We start from the raw sequence: 20,070 nt of genomic DNA on the forward strand, positions 1-20,070 counted from the left end.
GCTCACCCCGCATTCGAGCCGCGAGACGCGACCGGGCTGGGGTGAGCTTGGGTCTATGACAATCATCCATGTTTCGATCATAGGAAAAGATGCGGGTCGGAAGACTGAGATTTTGCCCCGAACCGAGGCTGTGCCTACACGGGGATGCGGATCGCACCAGCCCCGGTGTCGCCAAGCTCGTCGTCGGGGTTGAGCAGCGAGCACGCCTTCATCGACAGGCAGCCGCAGCCGATGCAGCCAGTGAGTTCCTTCTCGAGTTGCTCGATGCCCTTGCGGCGCTGCTCAAGCACCTTCTTCCATTCGCGGGAAGCGCGCTGCCAGTCTTCGTGGGTTGGCGGGCTCGAGAGCGGAACGTTTGTGAACGCGTCTTTCACGTCTTCGAGGGGAATCCCCAGCCGCTTGGCGACGGAGATGAGCGCGACGCGGCGCAGCATGTAGCGCGGAAAGCGGCGCTGGTTGCCGGCGGTGCGTTGCGACGCGATGAGTTCGAGGCGTTCGTAGTAGTGCAGGGCAGATACGGGCACCCCTGTACGGCGGCTCATTTCGCCGATGCTGAGGAGCTCTTCCGGGCTGTGGGCTTGTTCCATGACGCCTCCGATTCGCAGTGGACTTGACCTCAACCTAACTTGAGGTTTTAGCATAGCTCATGGGCCTCGAAACCGGGGCCACAGGTGTGACGAGGGGGATGGCCGTGACCTATGTCATTGCGCTGCCGTGCGTGGATCTGAAGGACAAGGCGTGCATCGACGAGTGCCCTGTTGACTGCATTTACGAGGGTGATCGGATGCTCTACATCCACCCCGACGAATGCGTCGATTGTGGTGCGTGCGAGCCAGTATGCCCAGTTGAGGCGATCTACTACGAAGACGACCTTCCCGGCGAATGGCAGGAGTACTACGGCGCAAACGTCGAGTTCTTCGACGCCGTTGGCGCCCCGGGAGGCGCTGCCCGCACGGGCCCAATCCCCGGCGACCACCCGTTTATCGCGGCCCTACCACCTCAGGAGAGTGCACTGGCATGACGCCGAATCGTTCCGTCGCAATCATTGGCGCGGGCCCCGCCGGGGTCTACGCTGCCGACATCCTCGAGGGGCGTGACGAGCACGTACGCATCGACCTGTTTGAGAAGCTTCCAGCGCCCTACGGTCTCGTGCGCTACGGCGTCTCGCCAGACCACCCGCGCATCAAGAAGATTCAAGACGCGCTGCACGATGTGCTCGAGAACCCCCGTATCCGACTCATCTGCAACGTCGAGGTCGGCGCTGACGTCACGATCGAAGAGCTGCGTGAGGCCTACGACGCCGTCGTGATCTCGACGGGAGCTGACCGTGATGTAGACCTTAGGGTGCCCGGCGCGGACCTCCCGGGCTCGTTCGGCGGAGCTGACTTTGTGGCCTGGTACGACGGCCACCCCGACGCGCCGAAGGACTGGCAGCTGTCGGCCGAGTCTGTCGCGGTGATCGGCGCGGGAAACGTGGCGCTCGACGTCGCCCGAATGATCATCACCCACCCGCGCCAGCTCGAGCAGACCGACATTCCAGGCCACGTCGAGGCAGCGTTCAGGCAGAATCCTGTGCGAGACCTGCACCTGCTCATTCGGCGCGGCCCGGCCGACGTGCGGTTCTCGCCCATGGAGCTGCGAGAGCTCGGAGCACGCGATGACGTTGACGTCATCGTGGATCCCGCCGATATGGAGCTCGACGAGCACGCAGAACGCATGGTCGCGCAGTTCAATCAGCGACGCATCATCGTCAAGACGCTCACCGAGTGGGCACATCAGGATCCGGCGACGCGCACGGCTTCCCGTCGCGTGCATCTGCACTTCTACCAGCAGCCGGCGCGGATCCTTGGAACGGATCGGGTGACCTCGATAGAGATGGAGCGCACCCGGCCCGACGAGCTTGGCCGCATCTCTGGCACCGGTGAGATGGTGCGGCACAACGTTGGTGCCGTGTACCGCACCATCGGGTACCGCTCCACACCCGTGCCCGGCGTTCCGTTCGACGACGCGACCGGGACGATCCCTGACGACGCGGGCCGCATCCTCGGCACCGACGGCGTGCCGATCCCGAGGCTGTACGCGACTGGCTGGATTCGGCGGGGACCGGTTGGGCTCATCGGATCGACGAAGTCCGACGCCGCCGAGGCGATCGACAGCCTCATCGCAGACCTGAGCCAGAGGCCGCGCGCGACACCCGTGGGCGCCGCGGATGCGCTCGTCGCGCGCCTCACCGACGCCGTCGGTTGGGATGGCTGGCTGCGGATCGACGAGGCAGAGAAGCGCCTCGGCGCCGAACGCGGTCGCGAGCGCACGAAAATCGTGAATCGTGACGAACTGTTGAACCACGCGCGAGAGATGGAGCACACGAGATGAGCCAGAACACGGGGCACGGCAGCGGCCCGAGCACGAGCCACGGCACGGACAGCGCCACCACAGCGGAGGTTTCTGAGGTCCTTGCAGGTGCCGCAGCGAGTCACGCGGCCGACCTTGCAACGGATTTCAAGAACGCGTTCCGGTACCACCCGGCGGGGGTCGCGCTCATCACGGCGAGCACCCCTGAGGGCCCTGTCGGCCTAACTGCGTCGAGCGTCGCATCGGTCGCGGTTGACCCGGCGGCACTCGTCTTCTCCGTGACGAGAACGACTGGCAGCGCCGGCCTGATTCTCGCCGCTGACTCATTTCTCGTGCACCTGCTTGACGCCGAGCACGCGCCGATCGCCCAACAGTTCGCAGTTTCGGGCGGTGAGCGCTTTACCGAAGCACAGGGTTGGTCGACCCTCGCGACGGGTGAGCCGCATCTCGCGACAAGCCGCGCTGCGCTGCGGGCGCGCACACTCAGGCAGATTCCCGTTGGCGATTCGATGCTCGTTGTCGCCGAGGTCCTCGAGATCCACACTGGCCCGAATGACCCGGCGGCGAGCGCGCCGATGGCGTATCGGGATCGTGCGTTCACCAAGCTCGGCGAGCGGCTCTAGCGGCGGGGGAGTACCCACGCCGCGAGCCGATCGCCCCGACCCATCACAGATTCAACGAAAGGAACACCTCATGTCCGTCTACACCCTTCCCGACCTTCCCTACGATTACAGCGCGCTCGCGCCGCACATCTCGGGCCGCATCATGGAGCTGCACCACTCGAAGCATCACCAGGCGTATGTGACAGGCGCGAACACCGCGCTCGAACAGCTTGCGGAGGCCCGCGAGTCGGGCAACCTCGCGAACGTGAACAAGCTCGAGAAAGACCTTGCGTTCAACCTGGGTGGTCACATCAACCACAGCATCTTCTGGGAGAACCTGTCGCCGAACGGTGGCGGGGATCCCGAGGGCGACCTCGCTGAGGCGCTTGGCACTCACTTCGGTTCGCTTGAGCAGTTCCGCGCGCACTTCACCGCGACTGCAATGGGTGTGCAGGGGTCGGGCTGGTCGGTGCTCGCGTGGGATCAGCTTGGCAAGCGCCCTGTCATCTTCCAGCTCTTCGACCAGCAGGGCAACGCACCGCTCGGTGTCACTCCGTTGCTGCAGCTCGACGTGTGGGAGCACGCGTACTACCTCGACTACGAGAACGTTCGCGCAGACTACGTGAAGGCGTTCTGGAACCTTGTGAACTGGGAGGACGTTGCGCGCCGGTTTGCGGCTGTGCAGAAGTAGCCGCCGGGAGACCGGTCGAAGCTCCGACTCTGCCGGGGCCAATGGATTCCACTGACGTGGCGCTCTCGCCGCGAGCGCGGGGCGCGGTTGCTTGCACGGGCGACCGCGCCCGGTCGTTTCTGCGTGTCATCGGATAGCGCACCGCACAACTGAACTGAGGGGAAGCGACGTGACGGTCGTCATTGTTGGCGCGAGCAGTGGTCTTGGCCGCGCGCTCGCGACGGGTCTCGCCCGCGCGGGCCATGAGGTGATTGGTGTGGCCCGGACGCTGCCGCCTGAGTCTCGGGGGTGGATCGCCGCCGATCTTTCCAAACCTGCGGAGGCCGCAGCGCTCATCGGCGCTGGTGTGCCCGAGTCCGTCGATACCGTCATCTGGAACGTCGGCGTCTGGGAAGCGGCCGCGTTCTCACCTGAGTATGACTTTGCGGCAGCGGGCGCGGCCGCCACCGCAGAGATCGAGACCCTCGTCGCGACGAACGTCACGGCTGCGATTCTTGGGCTGAGGGCGCTACTGCCGACGCTCACCGCGCACGCGAGGCCCCGAGTGATCCTGACGGGGTCGACCTCCGGCCTTCGCGGCAGCGGTAGGCCCGAGGTTGCGTTCGGTGCGTCGAAGCACGCGCTCACCGGTATCGCCGAGGCCTTGCGCGAGGGGTATCGCGGAGACGGGCTGGCGGTGACGACCCTGCAGCTTGGCAACTTGAACACCGAGGATGGACTGGAGGTGCCAGAGCGGGAGGCGGCCGCGCGTGGCGCCGGCACCCTTATCCCCGTTCACGACGTTGTCAGGATCGTGGTCGCACTGCTCGAGCTCTCGCCTGCCTCCTTTGTGCGCGAGATCACGCTGCCGGCTCTTCTCGACGAACGCTTCTGAACAGATCCCGAGGTGGCGGCCGGGGCTTCGCGGCAATTTCTCAGGATCCCGTCGCCGAACCGGATCATCCCGTGCCGATGCGCTGACGGCGGCTCGAGAGGCTTGGCGTATCGCGGCCCAGAGTGGGCGCGGCCCGAGCCAGGGCACCGAGTTAGAGGAGCGCACAAGTGTCACGAGTTCCCCGAGAAACCTACGTTTCGCCGCAGCAGCACGGCTTTCCGCACCCGCCGCCCGCTGTCGTTCGGCGCCGTCGCGCCGTAGCAATCGCGGCCGCCGTTGTCGTCGCCACGGCGATCGCCGTCGCGCTCGTCGCGGCGCTCATGACTTCGGTGCCGAACATCCCTGGTATTGCGCGAGCCGACGATACGGCGCCGTCAGGCACCTCCGGCGCCCTCGGCGCTCCTGCTGACGGCGAGACCGGTGCGATCGACATCACCGAGCCGATCTCGCCTTTTGACGAGGACCACCCTGCGGTGAGCCGGCTCAACGCAGACCTGCGCTCAGCGATCCAGGCTGCGGCGAGCGACGCCGAAGCCGACGGAATCCAGATCGAGCTCACCTCGGGGTGGCGAAGCGCCGAGTACCAGGCAGGCCTCCTGCGCGACGCGATTGCAGACTATGGGAGCGAGAGCGCGGCGCGCGAGTTCGTGAGCACGCCCGAGTCGTCCAAGCACGTGACCGGCGACGCAGTCGACGTTGCCCGCGTCGACCCGGCGCTCTGGTTGGAGCAGTACGGCAACGCGTACGGGCTCTGCCGCGTCTTCGCGAACGAGAGCTGGCACTTCGAACTCGCGACGGCGCCCGGCGGGGAGTGCCCGCAGATGCTCGCCGACGCGAGCGAGGCGTCGTGAGTGTCGTGGACCGCGTGGAGGCGCCCACAGCGCACCGCCTCGCGGAGATCTTCGTCGACCGGCGGGCGATCGCGCAGAACGTGCAGCACTTTGCGTGGGCGACGCAGACCCCCATCATGGCAGTCGTGAAGGCTGATGGGTTCGGTCACGGTGACGTCGCCGAGATAGCCCTCGCCAACGGGGCGACCTGGATCGGCGTCGCCACCATCCCGGAGGCGCTGCGGTTGCGCGCCCAGGGCATTGCGGCTCCGATCCTGAGCTGGCTGAATCCGATCGACGCAGCCTGGGGCGCAGCGATCTGCCACGGCATCGACGTCGCTGTCGCGGGCCTCGAACAGCTCTACGCTGTCGGCGACGCCGCCAGGGCCGAGTCCGCGTCGGCGAGGGTGCACCTGCACCTCGACGTCGGGATGTCGCGAGACGGCGCACCGAGCGACATCTGGTCTGCGCTCTGCGTTGCCGCTCGGGCGCTCGAGGACGCCGGACGCGTCCGCGTCGTTGGCGTCATGGGGCACCTGTCGAGCGCCGACGAGCCGACGAGCACACAGAATGACGTCGAACGTCTGCGGTTCGTGAATGGTGTGCGGGTGGCGCATTCCCGCGGTCTCACACCGAGCGAGTTGCACCTCGCCGCGACCGCTGGCGCGCTACATCGGCCGGATGCGAGGTTCACGCTCAGCCGAGTCGGGGCCGGACTCTACGGGATCGACCCCGCGGGAATCGCTCCGCTCATTCCGGCGCTCACGCTGACGGCCCCCGTCGCGCAGCTGCGCCGAGTCGCCGCGAACGTTGGCGTGGGGTACGGGCACGACTATACGACCAGAGCGGCGACGACGCTTGCCGTGCTGCCGATCGGGTACGGCGACGGGCTGCCGCGCGCCGCGCAGGGCAGTGCAGAGGTGACTATTCGAGGAAGCAGGTATCCGGTGGTTGGAAGGATTTCGATGGATCAGATTGTTGTCGATGTGGGTGACGCTGCGGTCGAGCTCGGCGACGTCGCGCTCGTGATGGGGCCGGGATCGCGGCGCGAGCCGACCGCGAGGGAGTGGGCTGCGTGGTCGAACACGATCGAGCACGAGCTCGTCACCCGCCTGGGGGTGCGGAGCAGCCGCGTGCTCCGTACCTCCGACGCGAGGTGGGCGCGATGAGCCGGGCGAGGCACGTGCTCGTTGTCGGCGGCGGGGCCAACGCTGAGCACGACGTGTCAAATGGTTCTGCGGCAGCGGTGCGAGAGGCGCTCCTCGCGAGCGGCCATCTCGTGACCGGGCTCACGATCAGGCGCGACGGCGGGTGGGAGACTGTCTCAGGCACGCAGATCGGGATCGCGGCAGCGATCCAGCGCCTGCGTGAGAGCGACGTGATCTTTCCTGCCCTGCACGGCGAGGGTACTGAGGACGGCACGATTGCGGGCCTGCTTGACGTTGTCGGCGTGCCGTATGTCGGCTCGGGCGTCCGCGCTGGCGCACTCGCAATGGACAAGTGGACGTCGAAGCTCATCGCTGAGCGCCTTGGAATCTCGACGGCGCGCGGAGCGCTCGTTGATGGGGAGAGCACGCACGGGGATCCTGCTGCAGTGCCGCTCCCCGTCGTCGTGAAACCCGTCGCCTCAGGCTCGAGCTACGGTGCCGCCCGCGTCGATCGCGCGCAGGATCTCGACGCCGCTATCGCGGCGGCGCAGCAGTACGATACCCGCGTGCTCGTCGAAGAGTTTGTCACTGCCCGCGAGATCGATGTCGCGGTCATGCGTGGCGCGACGGGGGAGCTGCACGTCGCACCACCACTCGAAATTGGAAAAGACACCGAGCAGCTCTTCGACACCGCCCTGAAGTACGACGCTGCCCCCGACTTTCGCGTGCCAGCAGCAGTGCCCCAGGTGGTGCGAGACCGACTGAGCGCCGCGGCGAAAGCGATGTACGAGGCCCTCGGATGCGCTGGCGTCGCACGCGTCGACTTCTTCGTGCGCGACGACGAGATTATCTTCAACGAGATCAACACGATGCCCGGAATGACTGAGCATTCGCAGGTGCCGCGTATGTTTGCAGTAGACGGTGTCACGTTCCCGGAGTTGACCGCCAGACTTGTGGCGGCCGCCTATGCCCGCGACGCCAGGAGGAGTGAGAAACGAGATGCTGAAGATTCTCGTCGTCGAAGACAGCCCTGAGCTTGCGCAGGCCTATCGGCTCGCGCTGAGTCAGCGCGGACACGAGGTGCAGATTGAGGCGACTGGTGCGGGCGGTGCCCGCGCGGCGATCGCTGACGCCCCCGACGTAGTGTTGCTCGACCTGATGCTGCCAGACATCGACGGGTTCAGCGTCTGCCGCCACATACGCCAGGACTCAGACGTGCCGATCATCATGCTGACTGCGCGCGACGACGACGGTGACATCATTGGTGGCCTCGATTCAGGCGCCGACGACTATGTGGTGAAGCCAGTCTCGCCCGGCGTGCTTGAAGCGAGGATCCGTGCAGTCGTGCGGAGCCGGCAGCCAGTCGCCGCCGCGGATGCGCCGGCGACTGCGCTCGAGTACGAGGGGCTGAGGGTTGACCTCGGCTCGCTCGTCGTCACTCGCGGCGGCGACGAACTCGAGCTGTCACCGAACGAGCTCAGGCTCCTCATCGTGCTCCTCGAACATCAGGGGCAGGTACTCAGCCGTGAGCAGCTGCTCGAACGCGCCTGGGGCGCCGCCGAGGCGGGCGACCTGAGGTTGGTGAACGCGGCGGTGCAGCGGCTCAGGCTCAAAATCGAAGAGGACCCTGCTGACCCGCAACTGCTCCGCACCGTTCGCGGCTTCGGATACCGGCTCGGCTGATGCAGAGAAAACGCTGGCGCCCGACGCTGAGCACTCGGATCACGCTGACGCTCGTTGCGGTTGCAGTCGGGGTGGCGGCGATCACGGCTGGCACGCTCGTCTGGAACGCGCGACTCATCATCCTCGAGTCGCGGCAGGCAGCGATCTTCGACGTGCTGCAGGTTGAGGCAAAGATGGCGGCGAAGTCGCTGCCCGAATCGCCGACCGAGGCCGATCTCGCCGCCGCCTCCGAGGAGTTCTCGGTTCCCGCGATCCTCATCAACCTGCGTACGGGAGAGGCTGGCGGGACGATGACCCTTGACGAGGTACCCGACTACCTCGTGCAGCGGCTTGTCGACAACGGTGGGATCTCGGCGTATGAGCGCGAGACGCGCTACGGGTTTCTGACATTCACTGCTGGGGTGACGGTGAACCCTGGGACGCTCGGCGACAGGATTGCCGCGTTCGGAGTCTTCGACATGCAGTCGCAGCAGGAAGAGATCGACAGGCTTGTGAACCTCGGTGTCTCGGTCGGGCTGATCTTTGTGGGCGCCGCGGCCGTTATCGGGCTTCTCGTCGGCCGTCAGCTGGGGCGGCCCCTCGAAAGCCTCGTTGAGGTTGCTGACGGCCTCGGGACCTCCGCGCAGGCTCCCGCGGGGGACACCGGCTACCCAGACGTGGACGTCGTGCTCGACGCAATGCGAAACTCCGAGGCGAGGCTGCACGCCACAATCGGCCAGCTTGAACACAGCGAGGCCACCGCACGTCAGCTCGTTGCTGACGTCGCGCACGAACTCAGAACCCCGCTCGCGACCCTCGTCGCCGTCTCCGAGATCCTCGCTGATACCGAATTGGCGTCGCCCGAGAATCGGCGGGAGGCTGGCCAGATCGCCGCGCGCAGTGCGACGCACCTCACGACGCTCACGAACGACATCCTTGAGCTCTCGCGGTTCGACTCAAACAAGGCCGACATTGTGCGGGAAGTCGTCGACGTCGTTGCCCTGTGGCGTGACCTCGCAGAGAACAGGCAGTGGGACGATGTCGCATTTGAAATGTACGGCGACCCTGTCGTTCGCACTGACGAAGTCCGGCTCCGGCTCATCGTGTCAAACCTCGTGACAAACGCGTTGCGGCACGGCGCCCCGCCAGTCGAGGTGACTGTGTGGAATCAGGACGGCAAGCTCACGCTCAGCGTCGCTGACGCCGGCCCCGGGGTTGGTGACGAGCACGAGGCGCAAGTCTTCAAACGGTTCTACCAGGCGAGTTCCGCGCGCTCGGGGAGCGAGAGCAGCGGGCTCGGCCTCGCGATCGTGCGCGAGAATGCGCGTCTGCTCGGTGGTGACGCCTGGCTGACTCAAACGGCGGGAACTGTGTTCGCGGTGTGGATCCCGGCCCGGAGTCCTCTGGCTGGCGGTGCGGAAAGCGGCGGCCACGGCGATCCCACGCTGGCGTAGCCGCCGCCGGAACAGGCTAGAGGCGCTCGAGGATCGTCGCGTTTGCCATGCCGCCGCCCTCGCACATTGTCTGCAGCCCGTAGCGCCCGCCGGTGTCCTTCAGCGTGTGCACGAGTGTGGTCATGAGGCGTGCACCGCTTGCGCCGAGCGGGTGGCCGATGGCGATAGCGCCGCCGCGGACGTTCACCCGCGACAGGTCGGCTCCCGTTTCCTTCGCCCACGCGAGCACGACCGGCGCGAAGGCCTCGCTCACCTCGAAGTCGTCGATGTCTGGAATATTCAGGCCGGCGCGCGCGAGCACCTTCGCTGTCGCCGGCATCACGGCGGTGAGCATGTAGAGCGGGTCGGCGCCTGCGACGGCGAAGCTGTGGACCCGGGCGAGAGGCGTGAGCCCGAGCTTCGCAGCCATGTCGCTCGTCGTCACCATGATCGCGGCGCTGCCGTCGCTGATCTGGCTCGCCGAGGCCGCGGTGACGCTCCAGTCGATCTGCGGGAAGCGCTTTGCCATGTGCTCGTTGTAGAACGCGGGCTGGAGAGCCGCGAGCTTCTCGAGCGTGCTTCCGCTTCGGATGCCCTCGTCGTGCGTGAGCCCCGCGAGCGGCGCGAGTTCGGCGTCGAAGGCGCCAGCTCGGGTCGCGGCATCGGCCTTGTCGTGCGAGCTGATCGCGAAGCCGTCCATCTGTTCGCGGGTAATGCCCCAGCGCGCCGCGATGAGCTCGGCTGAGTAGCCCTGATCGATGAGCCCATCAGGGTAGCGCTCGGCGAGTGCGACGCCGTCAATGTCGGCGGTGCCCGCGACTGACGCTCCCATCGGCACGCGACTCATCGACTCGACGCCGGCCGCGATCGCGATGTCGTATGCGCCCGAGATCACTCCCTGCGCCGCGAAGTGCACGGCCTGCTGGCTGCTGCCGCACTGTCTGTCGATCGAGGTTGCCGGAACCGAGTCCGGGAAGCCTGCGGCGAGCGCAGCCCGACGCGTGATGTTGCCGCCCTGCTCGCCCACCTGGCTGACGACGCCGCCGATGACGTCGTCGATGAGCGCTGGGTCGACGCCTGTGCGGTCGATGAGCTCCCTGAGGGAGTGTGCAAGGAGATCAACGGGATGGATGCCCGCGAGTGCGCCGCCGGGGCGGCCCTTGCCTACCGGCGTGCGTACGGCTTCGACAATGACTGCGTCTCTCAATGTGCTGTCCTTTCAGCTGGCTACGGTGTTGAGCCTACGATGCTTGTGCGGGGCGCACTAGCCTGAGCTGGCTCGCTGCAGCGAGGTGGGTGAGGTCTTCGCCCCACACGTTGATTGTTTCGGTGATCCAGCCGCCTGCCGTAGCGACAGGGGTGTTCGCCTCGACGAGCACCCACGGCGAGACGGCGCGCTCGCCGCTGAAGTGAACCGACAGCTCGACTGTTGGGATCGGCTGGGGAGCGTGCAAGACTGCCGCGTATGACGGTGCGAGCGCGTCGACGAGGAACAGCAGTCGCAGCTCGTTCGGTGGTAGGTCGTCTTCGGTGAGCCGCACCCACGCGGTGAGGTTCGCTGTGCTGCCGCCTTGGAACGGACGGTTCGTTCCGGTGACGCGCAGTTCGTAGAATTCGGCGACAGGCACGAACGAAGGTGGCGGGTTGAACAGGCTCCCCTCGTGCCACGGTGGGACTGCTGGCGCCGCAGGGGCGAGGAGCGGAGACGCGACGGGTGCATCGAGACCGAATAGGGCGGTGGCGCTCGCAAGTGTGGGAGCGGCGGCTGTCGGCGTCGCGTCTTCGCTTGGCGATTCCGTCTGGCGTAGCTTGGCGCTCAGCGAAGAGGTGCTGCGGGTTCTGGCGTCTTCGGTGACGGCAATCGTGAATGTGTCGCGGACTGCTCGGTGGAGGCGTCCCGAGACGCTGCGGAGTGGCGCCGCGGTCCCCGACGCCTCCACCGTCTCACGCATCGCGGCCACCATCGCCCCGACGGCCAGCCCGCCGTGGAGTCCGCCAAAGCCCCAGAGCTCCCTGGGGGCGTGGCGTGGTGCGCTCGGTGACGCGGTGAGGAAATCGTCGATGGCCGCTCGAGGGGGCGCCGAGGAAAGCTGACTATGTTCATGCATAGCTAGATCGTACGGTGCTGACTATCATCTCCACAAGTCAGGGGTAGAATTCATTCATGTCCGTGAAACTCTCTGGCCCGCTCGCCGACCGATCCTCGTGGAGCACCGAGGAATGCTCGATCGGCAAAGCCATGGAAGCCGTGGGCTCGAGAACCGCAATGGTGCTGCTCCGCGAAGCGTTCTACGGCACGACCCGGTTCGACGACTTCGCCGCACGCGCAGGGGTGACCGACGCTGTCGCCGCCGCACGCCTCAAACAGCTCGTCGAAGTCGGCGTGCTTGAGAAGCGGCCGTACCGCGAACCCGGGCAGCGCACGAGGCACGAATACCTCCTCACGCAGATGGGGCGCGACCTGTTTCCCGTCGTGTTCGCGCTCATGCAATGGGGGAACACCCACCTGCAGGCGGCAGGGGGGCCGCTCGCGCTCGTCGACAGCGATACCGGGGAGCCCGTCACAGTCTCGGCGCGCACGGCATCAGGTGAGGAGATCGCGACCGAGAACATTGCCGTTCGTGTCAACCTCGACTGGCTCCGCCAGGCGCAGGTGCGCTAGCGGTCGCGAGCGGACCAGGCCCTGTAGCCCGAAGTCCCAGCCATCCCCCATTGTCACGCTGCTAGCGTGACAGTGAATGTACGGCGAAGAGGTGACGATGCGAGTAGATGCCCCGGGCGTCGCCCCAGTGTCTGCACGTGGGGTGCTCTTTCTTGTCGCGTTTGTCGCGTTCCTCGCGATCTCAGTGCTCGGACCGCACATCCACGGCGCAGACTCTGCGCCGGCAGTGCCCACCGTCGGCGCCGCCAGTAGCTCCGCTGACGCAGCGACTGCGGACGCCCCAGGGGCCGTCGCGGCTACGGATGTCGCGGATGCTGTGGGGAGCCTCGGGGCCGCCGCGGCAGTCGAACACGCAGCAGCGCAGACGTTCGTGCCGGAACCCGCTGGCGACGGCGATCAGTCCCTCGGGTTTGGGGCCGTCTGCGTGCTCGTGCTTGTCGCCTCGATCGCGCTCCTCGCGGTGCGCGGCTCACTGAGCTGGTCGCCGCTGCGTCGGAGCGCACCCCAGTGGATCGAAGCCCCAGGTGCCACACCGCGGGGGAGCACCGTCGCGCGAGGCCTCCTGTTTTCGATCAGCCGAACCTAAGCTGCCCGCTCGACGATCTCGGGGTGTGACGCGCGCCCGAAGGATCCTGAGCGACCCCACAGGCCACCGCGACACTTTGCGCGCAGCCACCACGCGTCGCCCCTCTCCGAAAGCGGTCACCCGCACCTACTGAGAAAGGCGCCTCGTCACGTGAACCCCACAAACGGCGTCGCAGCGCGCACGCTGCACCCATCGGACATGCTCGTCCTCGACCTCACGCGCATCTCGCCCCTCGGCTGGCTCGCCGTCGTGTGTCTCCTCGCCTATCTTGCTGGAGCTATCTCGCTCTGGGCGCGGGGCAGACGCTGGAGTGTGCTGGGAACCATCTCGTTCGTCCTCGGCTGCCTCGCATGGTTCGCTGCAACCGGGCTCGCAGTGAACGACTACGCGGGCGAGCTCATCACCGCCCTCGTCTTTCAAATCATCACCCTGCTCGTCGCCGTGCCCCCGCTGCTGCTTATGGGGTCGCCGGGCAGGCTGCTCCTCCGCGCGACACCGCACCGCGGCGTGGGAATCCTCGCGCTGCGTGCAGCGATCGCCGCGCAACGGTCGCGGGCCGCGAGGGTCCTGCTCCATCCGGTCGTCGCGATCCTCGTCGCGATTATCGCGCTCCCCGGGCTGTTCTTCACCGACGCCATTAGTTGGGTCATGGCGCTTCCCGGCGGGCATCAAGCGCTTCTCGCACTCATGCTCGTATTCGGGGTGATCGGTGGAGCCCCGCTCTGGGCGCTCGACCCGCTCCCGCGGAAGCCCTCGTTTGGGGTGCGGCTCGCCGGCGCCTTCCTGGAGCTGCAGATCCACGCGCTCTTCGGCCTCGTCTTGCTCAAAAACGCGAGCGGCATGCTCAGCCTCTACTCGGGCGAACCCGTCGGCTGGGGGGTGAGCCGGGCGCTCGACCAGTCGCTGAGCGGCAGCCTCGTGTGGACGTACGGGCAGCTCCCGCTCATCATCGTGCTCATCATCACCCTGTCAAAGTGGCGCAGAAGCGATATTCGCGGCGCGCGCCATCGGCAGGACGCCGAGGACGAAGCCCTCGACGCATACAACGCTTATCTTGCTCAGACTGCCGAACAGGCGGCGCCCGGCACCTCCCGAAAGGACCCAGTATGACCGACACTACGCCTCGCCAACGAAAGCGCATGAGTGCGTCTGCGAAGGCAGCGCTCATCACGATTCCGACAGTGATCGTGGGGGTGATCATTCTGATTCTCGTGCTCTCGCTCGGCAAGACTTCCGGGCAGCCCGACGGCGGCGACCCCAACACCGGTGGGCAGGGAAGCTCTGCGGCTCAAGTGCCCGTCGTCGCCGAGAATTCGCACGTCTTGTCTGACGCCGGAGCTGACGCTCCCACAGTCGTCGAATTCCTCGACTTCGAATGCGAGGCGTGCCGCTCCATCTACCCGGTAATGGAAGAGATGCGTGAGCAGTACGCAGGCAAAATGAACTTTGTCATTCGCTACTTCCCGATCCCAGGGCATCAGAATTCGATGACCTCGGCGCTCGCCGTCGAGGCAGCAGCCCAGCAGGGCAAGTTCGAGGACATGTACAAGCTCATGTTCGAGACGCAGGAGGAGTGGGGTGAGAAGCGGGAGTCCGAGGCGCCCCGCTTCCGTGGCTACGCTGAGCGGCTTGGGCTCGACATGGCGGCGTACGATGCCGCCGTCGCAGACCCCGCCACCCAGGAGCGCATCGAGTTCGATTTCGAGGCGGGGCAAGAGCTCGGGGTGAGCGGAACCCCGACGTTCTTCCTCGAAGGGGAGCTGTTCCAGCCGCAGTACGTCACGGACATTACTGAGGCGTTCGACGCGGCGATCGAGGCGAGGCAGTAGCCGCTGCCTCCGGCTGCACTCCACTGCCTCCATAGCTCTGCTGCCTGTATAGCTCTGCTGCCTGTATAGCTCTGCTGCCTGTATTGCTCTGCTATCTGCGTAGCCCTCCGCTGCTGCCTGCGTAGCCCTCCGCTGATGGCTGCATAGCTCCCCGCTGCTCACTGCGTAGCTGCATTGCTGACGGCCGCAAGGCGCCGTTGCTGCCGGCCGCAGAACTCCGCTGCTGCCGGCCGCATCGTATGGGATCTGCAAACTGAATGTCCAAAGCGCCAAGAACGGGCATTGCAGGTAAGGATCACATTGCTATTGCGACGGGCCGCGCAAGCCAGACGGGCCGGGCAACCCTGACGGGCGGGCCGGCCTGCTACGCTATTCATCTGATGAATCGTATGGGGCCGATTGACTGGGGTGCGAGCGTGGCTCGCCCGTCATCGCTGAGTGCGCCCTTTCTCATGGCCACTGGCGTGCTGACGGGGGCCGGAAAAGGAGAGCGGCTTGTCGCGCCGCCGCACTCTCACCCTGAGCCGATGCTCGCCTGGTGCTACCGCGGAACGGTCTGGGTGCACCTCGAGGACTCGATTTGGCGGCTTGCGCCCGGCGAGGGGATTTGGCTTCCTGCGCACACGCCGCACACCGCGCGGCACGAGCGCGATTCGGTTGGGTGCTACACCAACGTGCCTGACTCTGAGCTCGCCGAGCCGCTCCGAGAGGTGCGCCGGGTGCGCGTGCAGCGCGCGGTGCAGGAGATGCTGCTGCACCTTGGGGTGAACGACATGGATCAGGATCTTCGCGTGCGCATCCAGGGCGTGCTGCTCGACATGCTGCAGCAGCCTGTCCCAGAAGAGCCTGCCGAAGTGAGTGAGATCCCTGTGCCTGTCGACGAGCGTGTGCGGCCCCTCGTCGACGCGGTGCTCGCAGCGCCGGGGGACGTGCGCACTGCGCGCGATCTGTTCGCGCAACACGGGCTCCACGAGCGCACTGTCCTGCGTGTGTTCGTGAGCGATATTGGCATGAGCTTTGGGCAGTGGCGCACCGGGGTTCGTATGACGATGGCCGCCAGGCTCCTCGTTGCTGGCACCCCCGTTGGCGCGGTCGGCAGCAAGTGCGGCTATCACTCGACGAGTGCGTTCTCCGCAGCGTTCAAAGAACGCTTCGGCGTCACCCCAACGCAGTATGCGTCGCGCACGCAGTCTGCTGACGCGCATCGCGCGTACTGGCGGTAAATCTGACGTTTGGCGGTTTTGCGCAAGAAGTCGTCCGCAACGCAACACACGGGAACCCGCGGGGCTCGTAGCATCGTTTTGTTAGGTAAGGCTTGCCTAACTCTCGCCGCCGGTTTGCGGCCGCGACCAGCCATCTTCCCACTAGGAGAACAATGCTGCACGCTTCAGCGCGCTCACACACGCGACGACTTTCGGGCGTCGTCACCCTCATCGCCGCCGCTGCCATCGCCCTCACAGGCTGCACCGCCCCAGCCGCCGAGGAACCCGCGGACGCATCGTCGTCGACGGGCGTCACCATCGAACATGCGCACGGCACCACCGTGATTCCCGAGAAGCCGAAGCGGATCGTCGCCCTCGGCTGGATGACCCCCGACATCGTCGCGGCGCTGGGTGAAAACCCAGTCGGCGTCGAGGAAGTGTGGGGAGCCGACGAAAGCGGCTACCTGCCCTGGTTTAACGAGTTCGTGACAGACACGTACGGCGAGACCCCCGAGATCATCCCGTACGGCAATGAGGGCCCGAACTTCGAGGGGATCAAGGAGCTGAAGCCCGACCTCATCCTCGGCCTCTACACGGGAATCACGGACGTCGAGTACGAGCGGCTCAGCGAGATCGCCCCGACGGTCCCCTACATCAAGGGTCCGTGGGATCCGAGCACGTGGGAAGAGATGACTCGCACTGTTGGGAAAGCGATGTGGGAAGACGCCCGTGCTGAGGAGCTCATCACCGAGACCGAGGATCTCGTGACCTCGCTCGCCGGCGAGCACCCTGAGTTCTCTGGCAAGACATTCGTCTGGGGCCTCACAATGCCGGAGGGCAGCACCGACCTCGGCGTGTACCTCGACTACGACCCGCGTGTGCGCATTACCGAGGCGCTCGGCTTCACCTCGACAAGCGCGATGGACAGTTTCCACAAGAGCGCCGAGGGTGACAACTGGTACACGGGTGTGAGTCTCGAAAATCTCTCCGACGTTGAGGCAGACGTGTTTGCCGCGTGGGGTGCGAGCAAGGCCGAGGCGACCGCGACAGTCGAGAACAAGATCGTCTCGAAGTGGAACCCGATCGCGAACGGCTCCTACGTCATCTACAACAACCAGGCAGAGGCGGCAGCGATCAGCTCGCCAACCGTGCTGTCGTTGCAGTACATCCTGCCGAAGTACGTCGACGACCTCGCGGCCGCGCTGCAGGGCGAGCCGACGAACTCTGACGAATGACGCTGACGGCTGAGAGGCGGGGTCGCGAGGCGGCCCCGCCCTCTGCGGTGCGCGAGCCGAAATCGCGAAAGCGGGGCTGGGTGCTCGGCGTGGGGCTTGTCGTCGTCTGCGGGGTGCTCGTCGTGACAGTGATCGCGTCGCTTGCGGTCGGAAGCCGCGCGATCGACCCAGGGGCCGTTATCGCCGCGCTCGTCTCCTACGACGAAGAGAACCCGCTGCACCTCACGGTGCGTGAACTGCGTGTGCCCCGCACCATCTACGGGATCCTCATCGGCGCAGCCCTCGCAATGTGCGGCGGGCTCATCCAGGCGTTCACACGGAACCCACTCGCCGATCCTGGCATCCTCGGTGTGAACGCTGGGGCCTCGTTCGCTGTTACTTTCGCCGTCGGCGTTCTCGGCCTCACCGCTCCCGGCGCGTATGTGCCGTTCGCGCTCGGCGGCGCATTCGTGCTTACCGTGCTCGTCTACGTGCTCGGCTCGTTTGGGCCGTCGGGAGCGACCCCTATGAAGCTCACCCTCGCGGGCGTCGCGCTCGGCGCGGCGTTCACAGGGTTCACCACCGCGATCGTGCTGCAGAACAACAGCACGCTGCAGGTGATGCGGTTCTGGGGTGTCGGCTCTGTCGCGGGCCGGGACCTCGCCGACCTCGCGTGGGCGGCGCCACTAATCGGCGTCGGGCTGCTGCTCGGAATGCTCAGCGCCCGATCCCTGAACGCGCTCGCGCTGGGAGATGACCTCGCGCAGGCGCTCGGCGCGCGCATCCGCGTAACCAGGGTGGGCGTGATCGTCGCGGTCACGCTGCTTGCTGGCACCGCCGTCGCCGCGGCTGGTCCCATCGGCTTCGTCGGCATCATGATCCCGCACGCGGTGCGCTGGTTTACCGGCCCCGATCAACGCTGGGTGCTTGCCTACTCGGTCGTCGTCGGCGCGAGCTTCCTGCTGCTCGCCGACATTCTCGGACGCGTCGCGATGCAGAACGGCGAACTGCGCGTCGGCATCGTCACCGGCCTACTCGGCGCGCCCGTGCTCATCACGCTCGTGCGCCGCAGGCAGGTGAGCGGGCTGTGAGTGACACCCCAACCGCCATCGACTTCGGCCGCCGTGAGCTCCGCATCGAGACGCCGCGGGTAGCCGTGGCAGTACGGCACCGGTCGGTCATCGTGGGCTGTGTGCTCGCAATTGTGGTGATCGTCTTCGGCGTCGCCTCGATGACTATCGGCTCGTACGAGGTGAGCTTCGCTGAGGTCGTTCGTGCCCTCTTTGACCCTGCGGCAGACCCCGATGCGCGGCAGGTTGTGTTCGAGTGGCGGTTCCCGCGCGTGCTGTTCGCGGTGCTCTGTGGCGCGGCCCTCGCTCTTTCCGGCGGCATCTTCCAGTCGCTCACGCGCAACCCGCTTGGCTCGCCCGACATCATCGGGTTCGGCGTCGGCGCGCAGTTCGGCGTCACGCTCGTGATGGTGGTGCTCGAGTTGAACACGTACATGTTCAAGGCGGCGGGTGCACTCGTCGGTGGCCTCGCGACAGCGCTCATTGTCTACGTGCTTGCGATGAAGCGCACCGTGTCCTCGTTCAGGCTGATCATTGTGGGGATCGGGGTCTCTGCCGGCCTGGGCTCGCTGACTTCGTGGATCCTCATCTCGGTGAGCGTCGAGAAGGCGATGATGGCGGCGACGTGGGGTGCCGGGTCGATCGCCTCGCTCGGGTTTGACCAGCTGCTCCCCGCGGCGGCGGTCTTCGCCGTCGTCGTCATTGCGGCGCTGCCGCTTGGACGCACCCTTCCGGTGCTCGAGATGGGCGACGACGCGGCGACTGCGCTCGGGATTCACCCCGGTCGCACTCGCCTCTCCGCGATGGTGCTCGGCGTCGCACTCGTCGCGCTCGTGACCGCCGCTGCCGGCCCGATCTCTTTCATCGCGCTCGCCGCGCCGCAGATCAGTCAGCGCCTCACCCGCACGAACACGCCGATGGGTATGGCGCCACTCATGCTCACCGGTGCGGCGCTCGTTGTCGTCTCGGACGCGGCTGCGCAGCTCCTATTCGTTCCGGTCGGTGTCGTCACCGTATCAATCGGCGGGATCTATCTCGCTTGGCTCCTCGCCACTCAGTACGCGCGGCGCGCGTGAAAGGACTCTCCCCAATGCCTGCCTCGCTCGTAGCGCGCGACGTATCTCTCGGGTACAGCGATAGCCCCGTCATCTCGGGGCTCACTCTCGAAGTGCCCGACGACTCGTTCTCGATCATTATCGGGCCCAACGCCTGCGGCAAGTCGACGCTGTTGCGCGGGCTCGCTCGTCTGCTTCGGCCCGCCCGTGGCAGCGTGTTACTTGACGGGGCCGAGCTGCACAGGCAGAAGTCAAAGGATGTCGCGAAGCGGCTCGGCCTGCTCCCGCAGTCGTCGCTCGCGCCAGACGGAATCACTGTCGCAGACCTCGTTGCCCGCGGCAGGTTCCCGCACCAGAACGCGCTGCGAACCTGGAGCAGCGCTGACGAGGCTGCCGTGTCGGGTGCGATGGCGGCGACCAACGTGACCGAACTCTCGGCACGGCTCGTCGACGAACTGTCGGGCGGTCAGCGTCAGCGGGTCTGGGTGGCAATGGCGCTCGCGCAGCAGACCGGGCACCTGCTGCTCGACGAGCCGACAACGTTTCTCGACATCGCTCACCAGATCGACCTTATGGAGCTGTTTGCCGAGCTGCATCGCGGCGGCACCACCCTCGTCGCCGTGCTGCACGACTTGAATCACGCCGCCAGGTACGCGACCCACCTGGTTGCGATGCGTGACGGCGAGATCGTGGCGCAGGGTGAGCCGCGCGAGATCATCACCGAGCGCATCGTCGAGCAGGTCTACGACCTGCCGTGTCAGGTGATTACAGATCCCGTCTCGGGGACACCGCTCGTGCTGCCGCTCGGGGGTCGGCGGGCGTAGCGAGTCCTCGAGGCGGTCGCCGCCAGGCGGAGGTCT

22 protein-coding genes are annotated in these 20,070 nt (G+C 66.5%); 19 read left to right on the forward strand and 3 right to left on the reverse strand.

Annotated elements, in window-relative coordinates:
* Positions 1 to 134: 134 nt before the first annotated feature.
* Entirely contained in the window at positions 135 to 587 is a 453-nt protein-coding gene (soxR, locus tag KI794_RS03960) for a redox-sensitive transcriptional activator SoxR (protein WP_119283217.1), read from the reverse strand.
* Positions 588 to 691: 104 nt separating this feature from the next.
* Between soxR and fdxA the strand changes: the two genes are divergently transcribed.
* The 10 genes from fdxA to KI794_RS04010 all read left to right on the forward strand — a co-directional run bounded on the left by fdxA (position 692) and on the right by KI794_RS04010 (position 9,613).
* The gene (gene fdxA / locus KI794_RS03965; RefSeq protein ID WP_119283428.1) at positions 692 to 1,021 is read left to right on the forward strand and encodes a ferredoxin; all 330 of its coding nucleotides are present in this window, start codon (positions 692 to 694) and stop codon (positions 1,019 to 1,021) included.
* Positions 1,018 to 2,373, forward strand: a complete 1,356-nt coding sequence (locus tag KI794_RS03970; protein ID WP_255809222.1) for an FAD-dependent oxidoreductase — start codon at positions 1,018 to 1,020, stop codon at positions 2,371 to 2,373. Before fdxA ends, KI794_RS03970 begins: the two co-directional genes overlap by 4 nt.
* Complete coding sequence (locus tag KI794_RS03975) at positions 2,370 to 2,975, forward strand: flavin reductase family protein (protein WP_255809224.1); 606 nt, start codon at positions 2,370 to 2,372, stop codon at positions 2,973 to 2,975. Before KI794_RS03970 ends, KI794_RS03975 begins: the two co-directional genes overlap by 4 nt.
* 70 nt (positions 2,976 to 3,045) lie before the next feature.
* Positions 3,046 to 3,645: a superoxide dismutase gene (locus tag KI794_RS03980; RefSeq protein WP_255809225.1), complete on the forward strand. Its 600-nt coding sequence runs from the start codon at positions 3,046 to 3,048 to the stop codon at positions 3,643 to 3,645.
* Between the two features lie 169 nt (positions 3,646 to 3,814).
* Entirely contained in the window at positions 3,815 to 4,519 is a 705-nt protein-coding gene (locus KI794_RS03985; protein ID WP_255809226.1) for an SDR family oxidoreductase, read from the forward strand.
* Between the two features lie 167 nt (positions 4,520 to 4,686).
* Positions 4,687 to 5,370: a M15 family metallopeptidase gene (locus KI794_RS03990; RefSeq protein WP_255809227.1), complete on the forward strand. Its 684-nt coding sequence runs from the start codon at positions 4,687 to 4,689 to the stop codon at positions 5,368 to 5,370.
* On the forward strand, positions 5,367 to 6,518 hold the full coding sequence (gene alr / locus KI794_RS03995; RefSeq protein WP_255809228.1) for an alanine racemase: 1,152 nt from the start codon (positions 5,367 to 5,369) through the stop codon (positions 6,516 to 6,518). Before KI794_RS03990 ends, alr begins: the two co-directional genes overlap by 4 nt.
* Positions 6,515 to 7,531, forward strand: a complete 1,017-nt coding sequence (locus KI794_RS04000; RefSeq protein ID WP_119283425.1) for a D-alanine--D-alanine ligase family protein — start codon at positions 6,515 to 6,517, stop codon at positions 7,529 to 7,531. The genes alr and KI794_RS04000 overlap by 4 nt, the downstream gene beginning before the upstream one ends.
* Positions 7,497 to 8,180, forward strand: a complete 684-nt coding sequence (locus KI794_RS04005) for a response regulator transcription factor (RefSeq protein ID WP_119283211.1) — start codon at positions 7,497 to 7,499, stop codon at positions 8,178 to 8,180. Before KI794_RS04000 ends, KI794_RS04005 begins: the two co-directional genes overlap by 35 nt.
* Complete coding sequence (locus KI794_RS04010; RefSeq protein WP_255809229.1) at positions 8,180 to 9,613, forward strand: sensor histidine kinase; 1,434 nt, start codon at positions 8,180 to 8,182, stop codon at positions 9,611 to 9,613. Before KI794_RS04005 ends, KI794_RS04010 begins: the two co-directional genes overlap by 1 nt.
* A gap of 16 nt (positions 9,614 to 9,629) precedes the next feature.
* Here KI794_RS04010 and KI794_RS04015 read toward each other — a convergent pair whose 3' ends face one another.
* A complete protein-coding gene (locus KI794_RS04015) occupies positions 9,630 to 10,799 on the reverse strand; it encodes an acetyl-CoA C-acyltransferase (protein ID WP_255809230.1) in 1,170 nt (389 codons plus the stop codon).
* A gap of 34 nt (positions 10,800 to 10,833) precedes the next feature.
* Positions 10,834 to 11,700, reverse strand: coding sequence for a thioesterase family protein (locus KI794_RS04020; RefSeq protein WP_255809231.1), 867 nt, complete (start codon positions 11,698 to 11,700; stop codon positions 10,834 to 10,836).
* Between the two features lie 56 nt (positions 11,701 to 11,756).
* Between KI794_RS04020 and KI794_RS04025 the strand changes: the two genes are divergently transcribed.
* From KI794_RS04025 to KI794_RS04065, 9 genes are all read left to right on the forward strand, one after another.
* Positions 11,757 to 12,254 (forward strand): winged helix-turn-helix transcriptional regulator, encoded by a 498-nt coding sequence (locus KI794_RS04025; protein WP_255809232.1) that lies wholly within the window; start codon positions 11,757 to 11,759, stop codon positions 12,252 to 12,254.
* Between the two features lie 76 nt (positions 12,255 to 12,330).
* Positions 12,331 to 12,840: a hypothetical protein gene (locus tag KI794_RS04030; protein WP_255809233.1), complete on the forward strand. Its 510-nt coding sequence runs from the start codon at positions 12,331 to 12,333 to the stop codon at positions 12,838 to 12,840.
* A gap of 150 nt (positions 12,841 to 12,990) precedes the next feature.
* Entirely contained in the window at positions 12,991 to 13,950 is a 960-nt protein-coding gene (locus KI794_RS04035; protein ID WP_255809234.1) for a cytochrome c oxidase assembly protein, read from the forward strand.
* The gene (locus tag KI794_RS04040) at positions 13,947 to 14,669 is read left to right on the forward strand and encodes a DsbA family protein (protein ID WP_255809235.1); all 723 of its coding nucleotides are present in this window, start codon (positions 13,947 to 13,949) and stop codon (positions 14,667 to 14,669) included. The genes KI794_RS04035 and KI794_RS04040 overlap by 4 nt, the downstream gene beginning before the upstream one ends.
* 380 nt (positions 14,670 to 15,049) lie before the next feature.
* The gene (locus KI794_RS04045) at positions 15,050 to 15,892 is read left to right on the forward strand and encodes a helix-turn-helix transcriptional regulator (RefSeq protein ID WP_255809236.1); all 843 of its coding nucleotides are present in this window, start codon (positions 15,050 to 15,052) and stop codon (positions 15,890 to 15,892) included.
* A 152-nt stretch (positions 15,893 to 16,044) separates the two neighbouring features.
* Positions 16,045 to 17,106, forward strand: coding sequence for an iron-siderophore ABC transporter substrate-binding protein (locus KI794_RS04050; protein ID WP_119283204.1), 1,062 nt, complete (start codon positions 16,045 to 16,047; stop codon positions 17,104 to 17,106).
* A complete protein-coding gene (locus KI794_RS04055) occupies positions 17,103 to 18,176 on the forward strand; it encodes a FecCD family ABC transporter permease (RefSeq protein ID WP_255809237.1) in 1,074 nt (357 codons plus the stop codon). The genes KI794_RS04050 and KI794_RS04055 overlap by 4 nt, the downstream gene beginning before the upstream one ends.
* The gene (locus tag KI794_RS04060; RefSeq protein ID WP_255809238.1) at positions 18,173 to 19,231 is read left to right on the forward strand and encodes a FecCD family ABC transporter permease; all 1,059 of its coding nucleotides are present in this window, start codon (positions 18,173 to 18,175) and stop codon (positions 19,229 to 19,231) included. Before KI794_RS04055 ends, KI794_RS04060 begins: the two co-directional genes overlap by 4 nt.
* 14 nt (positions 19,232 to 19,245) lie before the next feature.
* Positions 19,246 to 20,034, forward strand: coding sequence for an ABC transporter ATP-binding protein (locus KI794_RS04065; protein WP_119283201.1), 789 nt, complete (start codon positions 19,246 to 19,248; stop codon positions 20,032 to 20,034).
* The last annotated feature ends 36 nt before the right edge of the window (positions 20,035 to 20,070 follow it).

The sequence above is a fragment of the Leucobacter aridicollis genome (assembly GCF_024399335.1).
In the GTDB taxonomy this organism is placed as follows: domain Bacteria; phylum Actinomycetota; class Actinomycetes; order Actinomycetales; family Microbacteriaceae; genus Leucobacter; species Leucobacter aridicollis_A.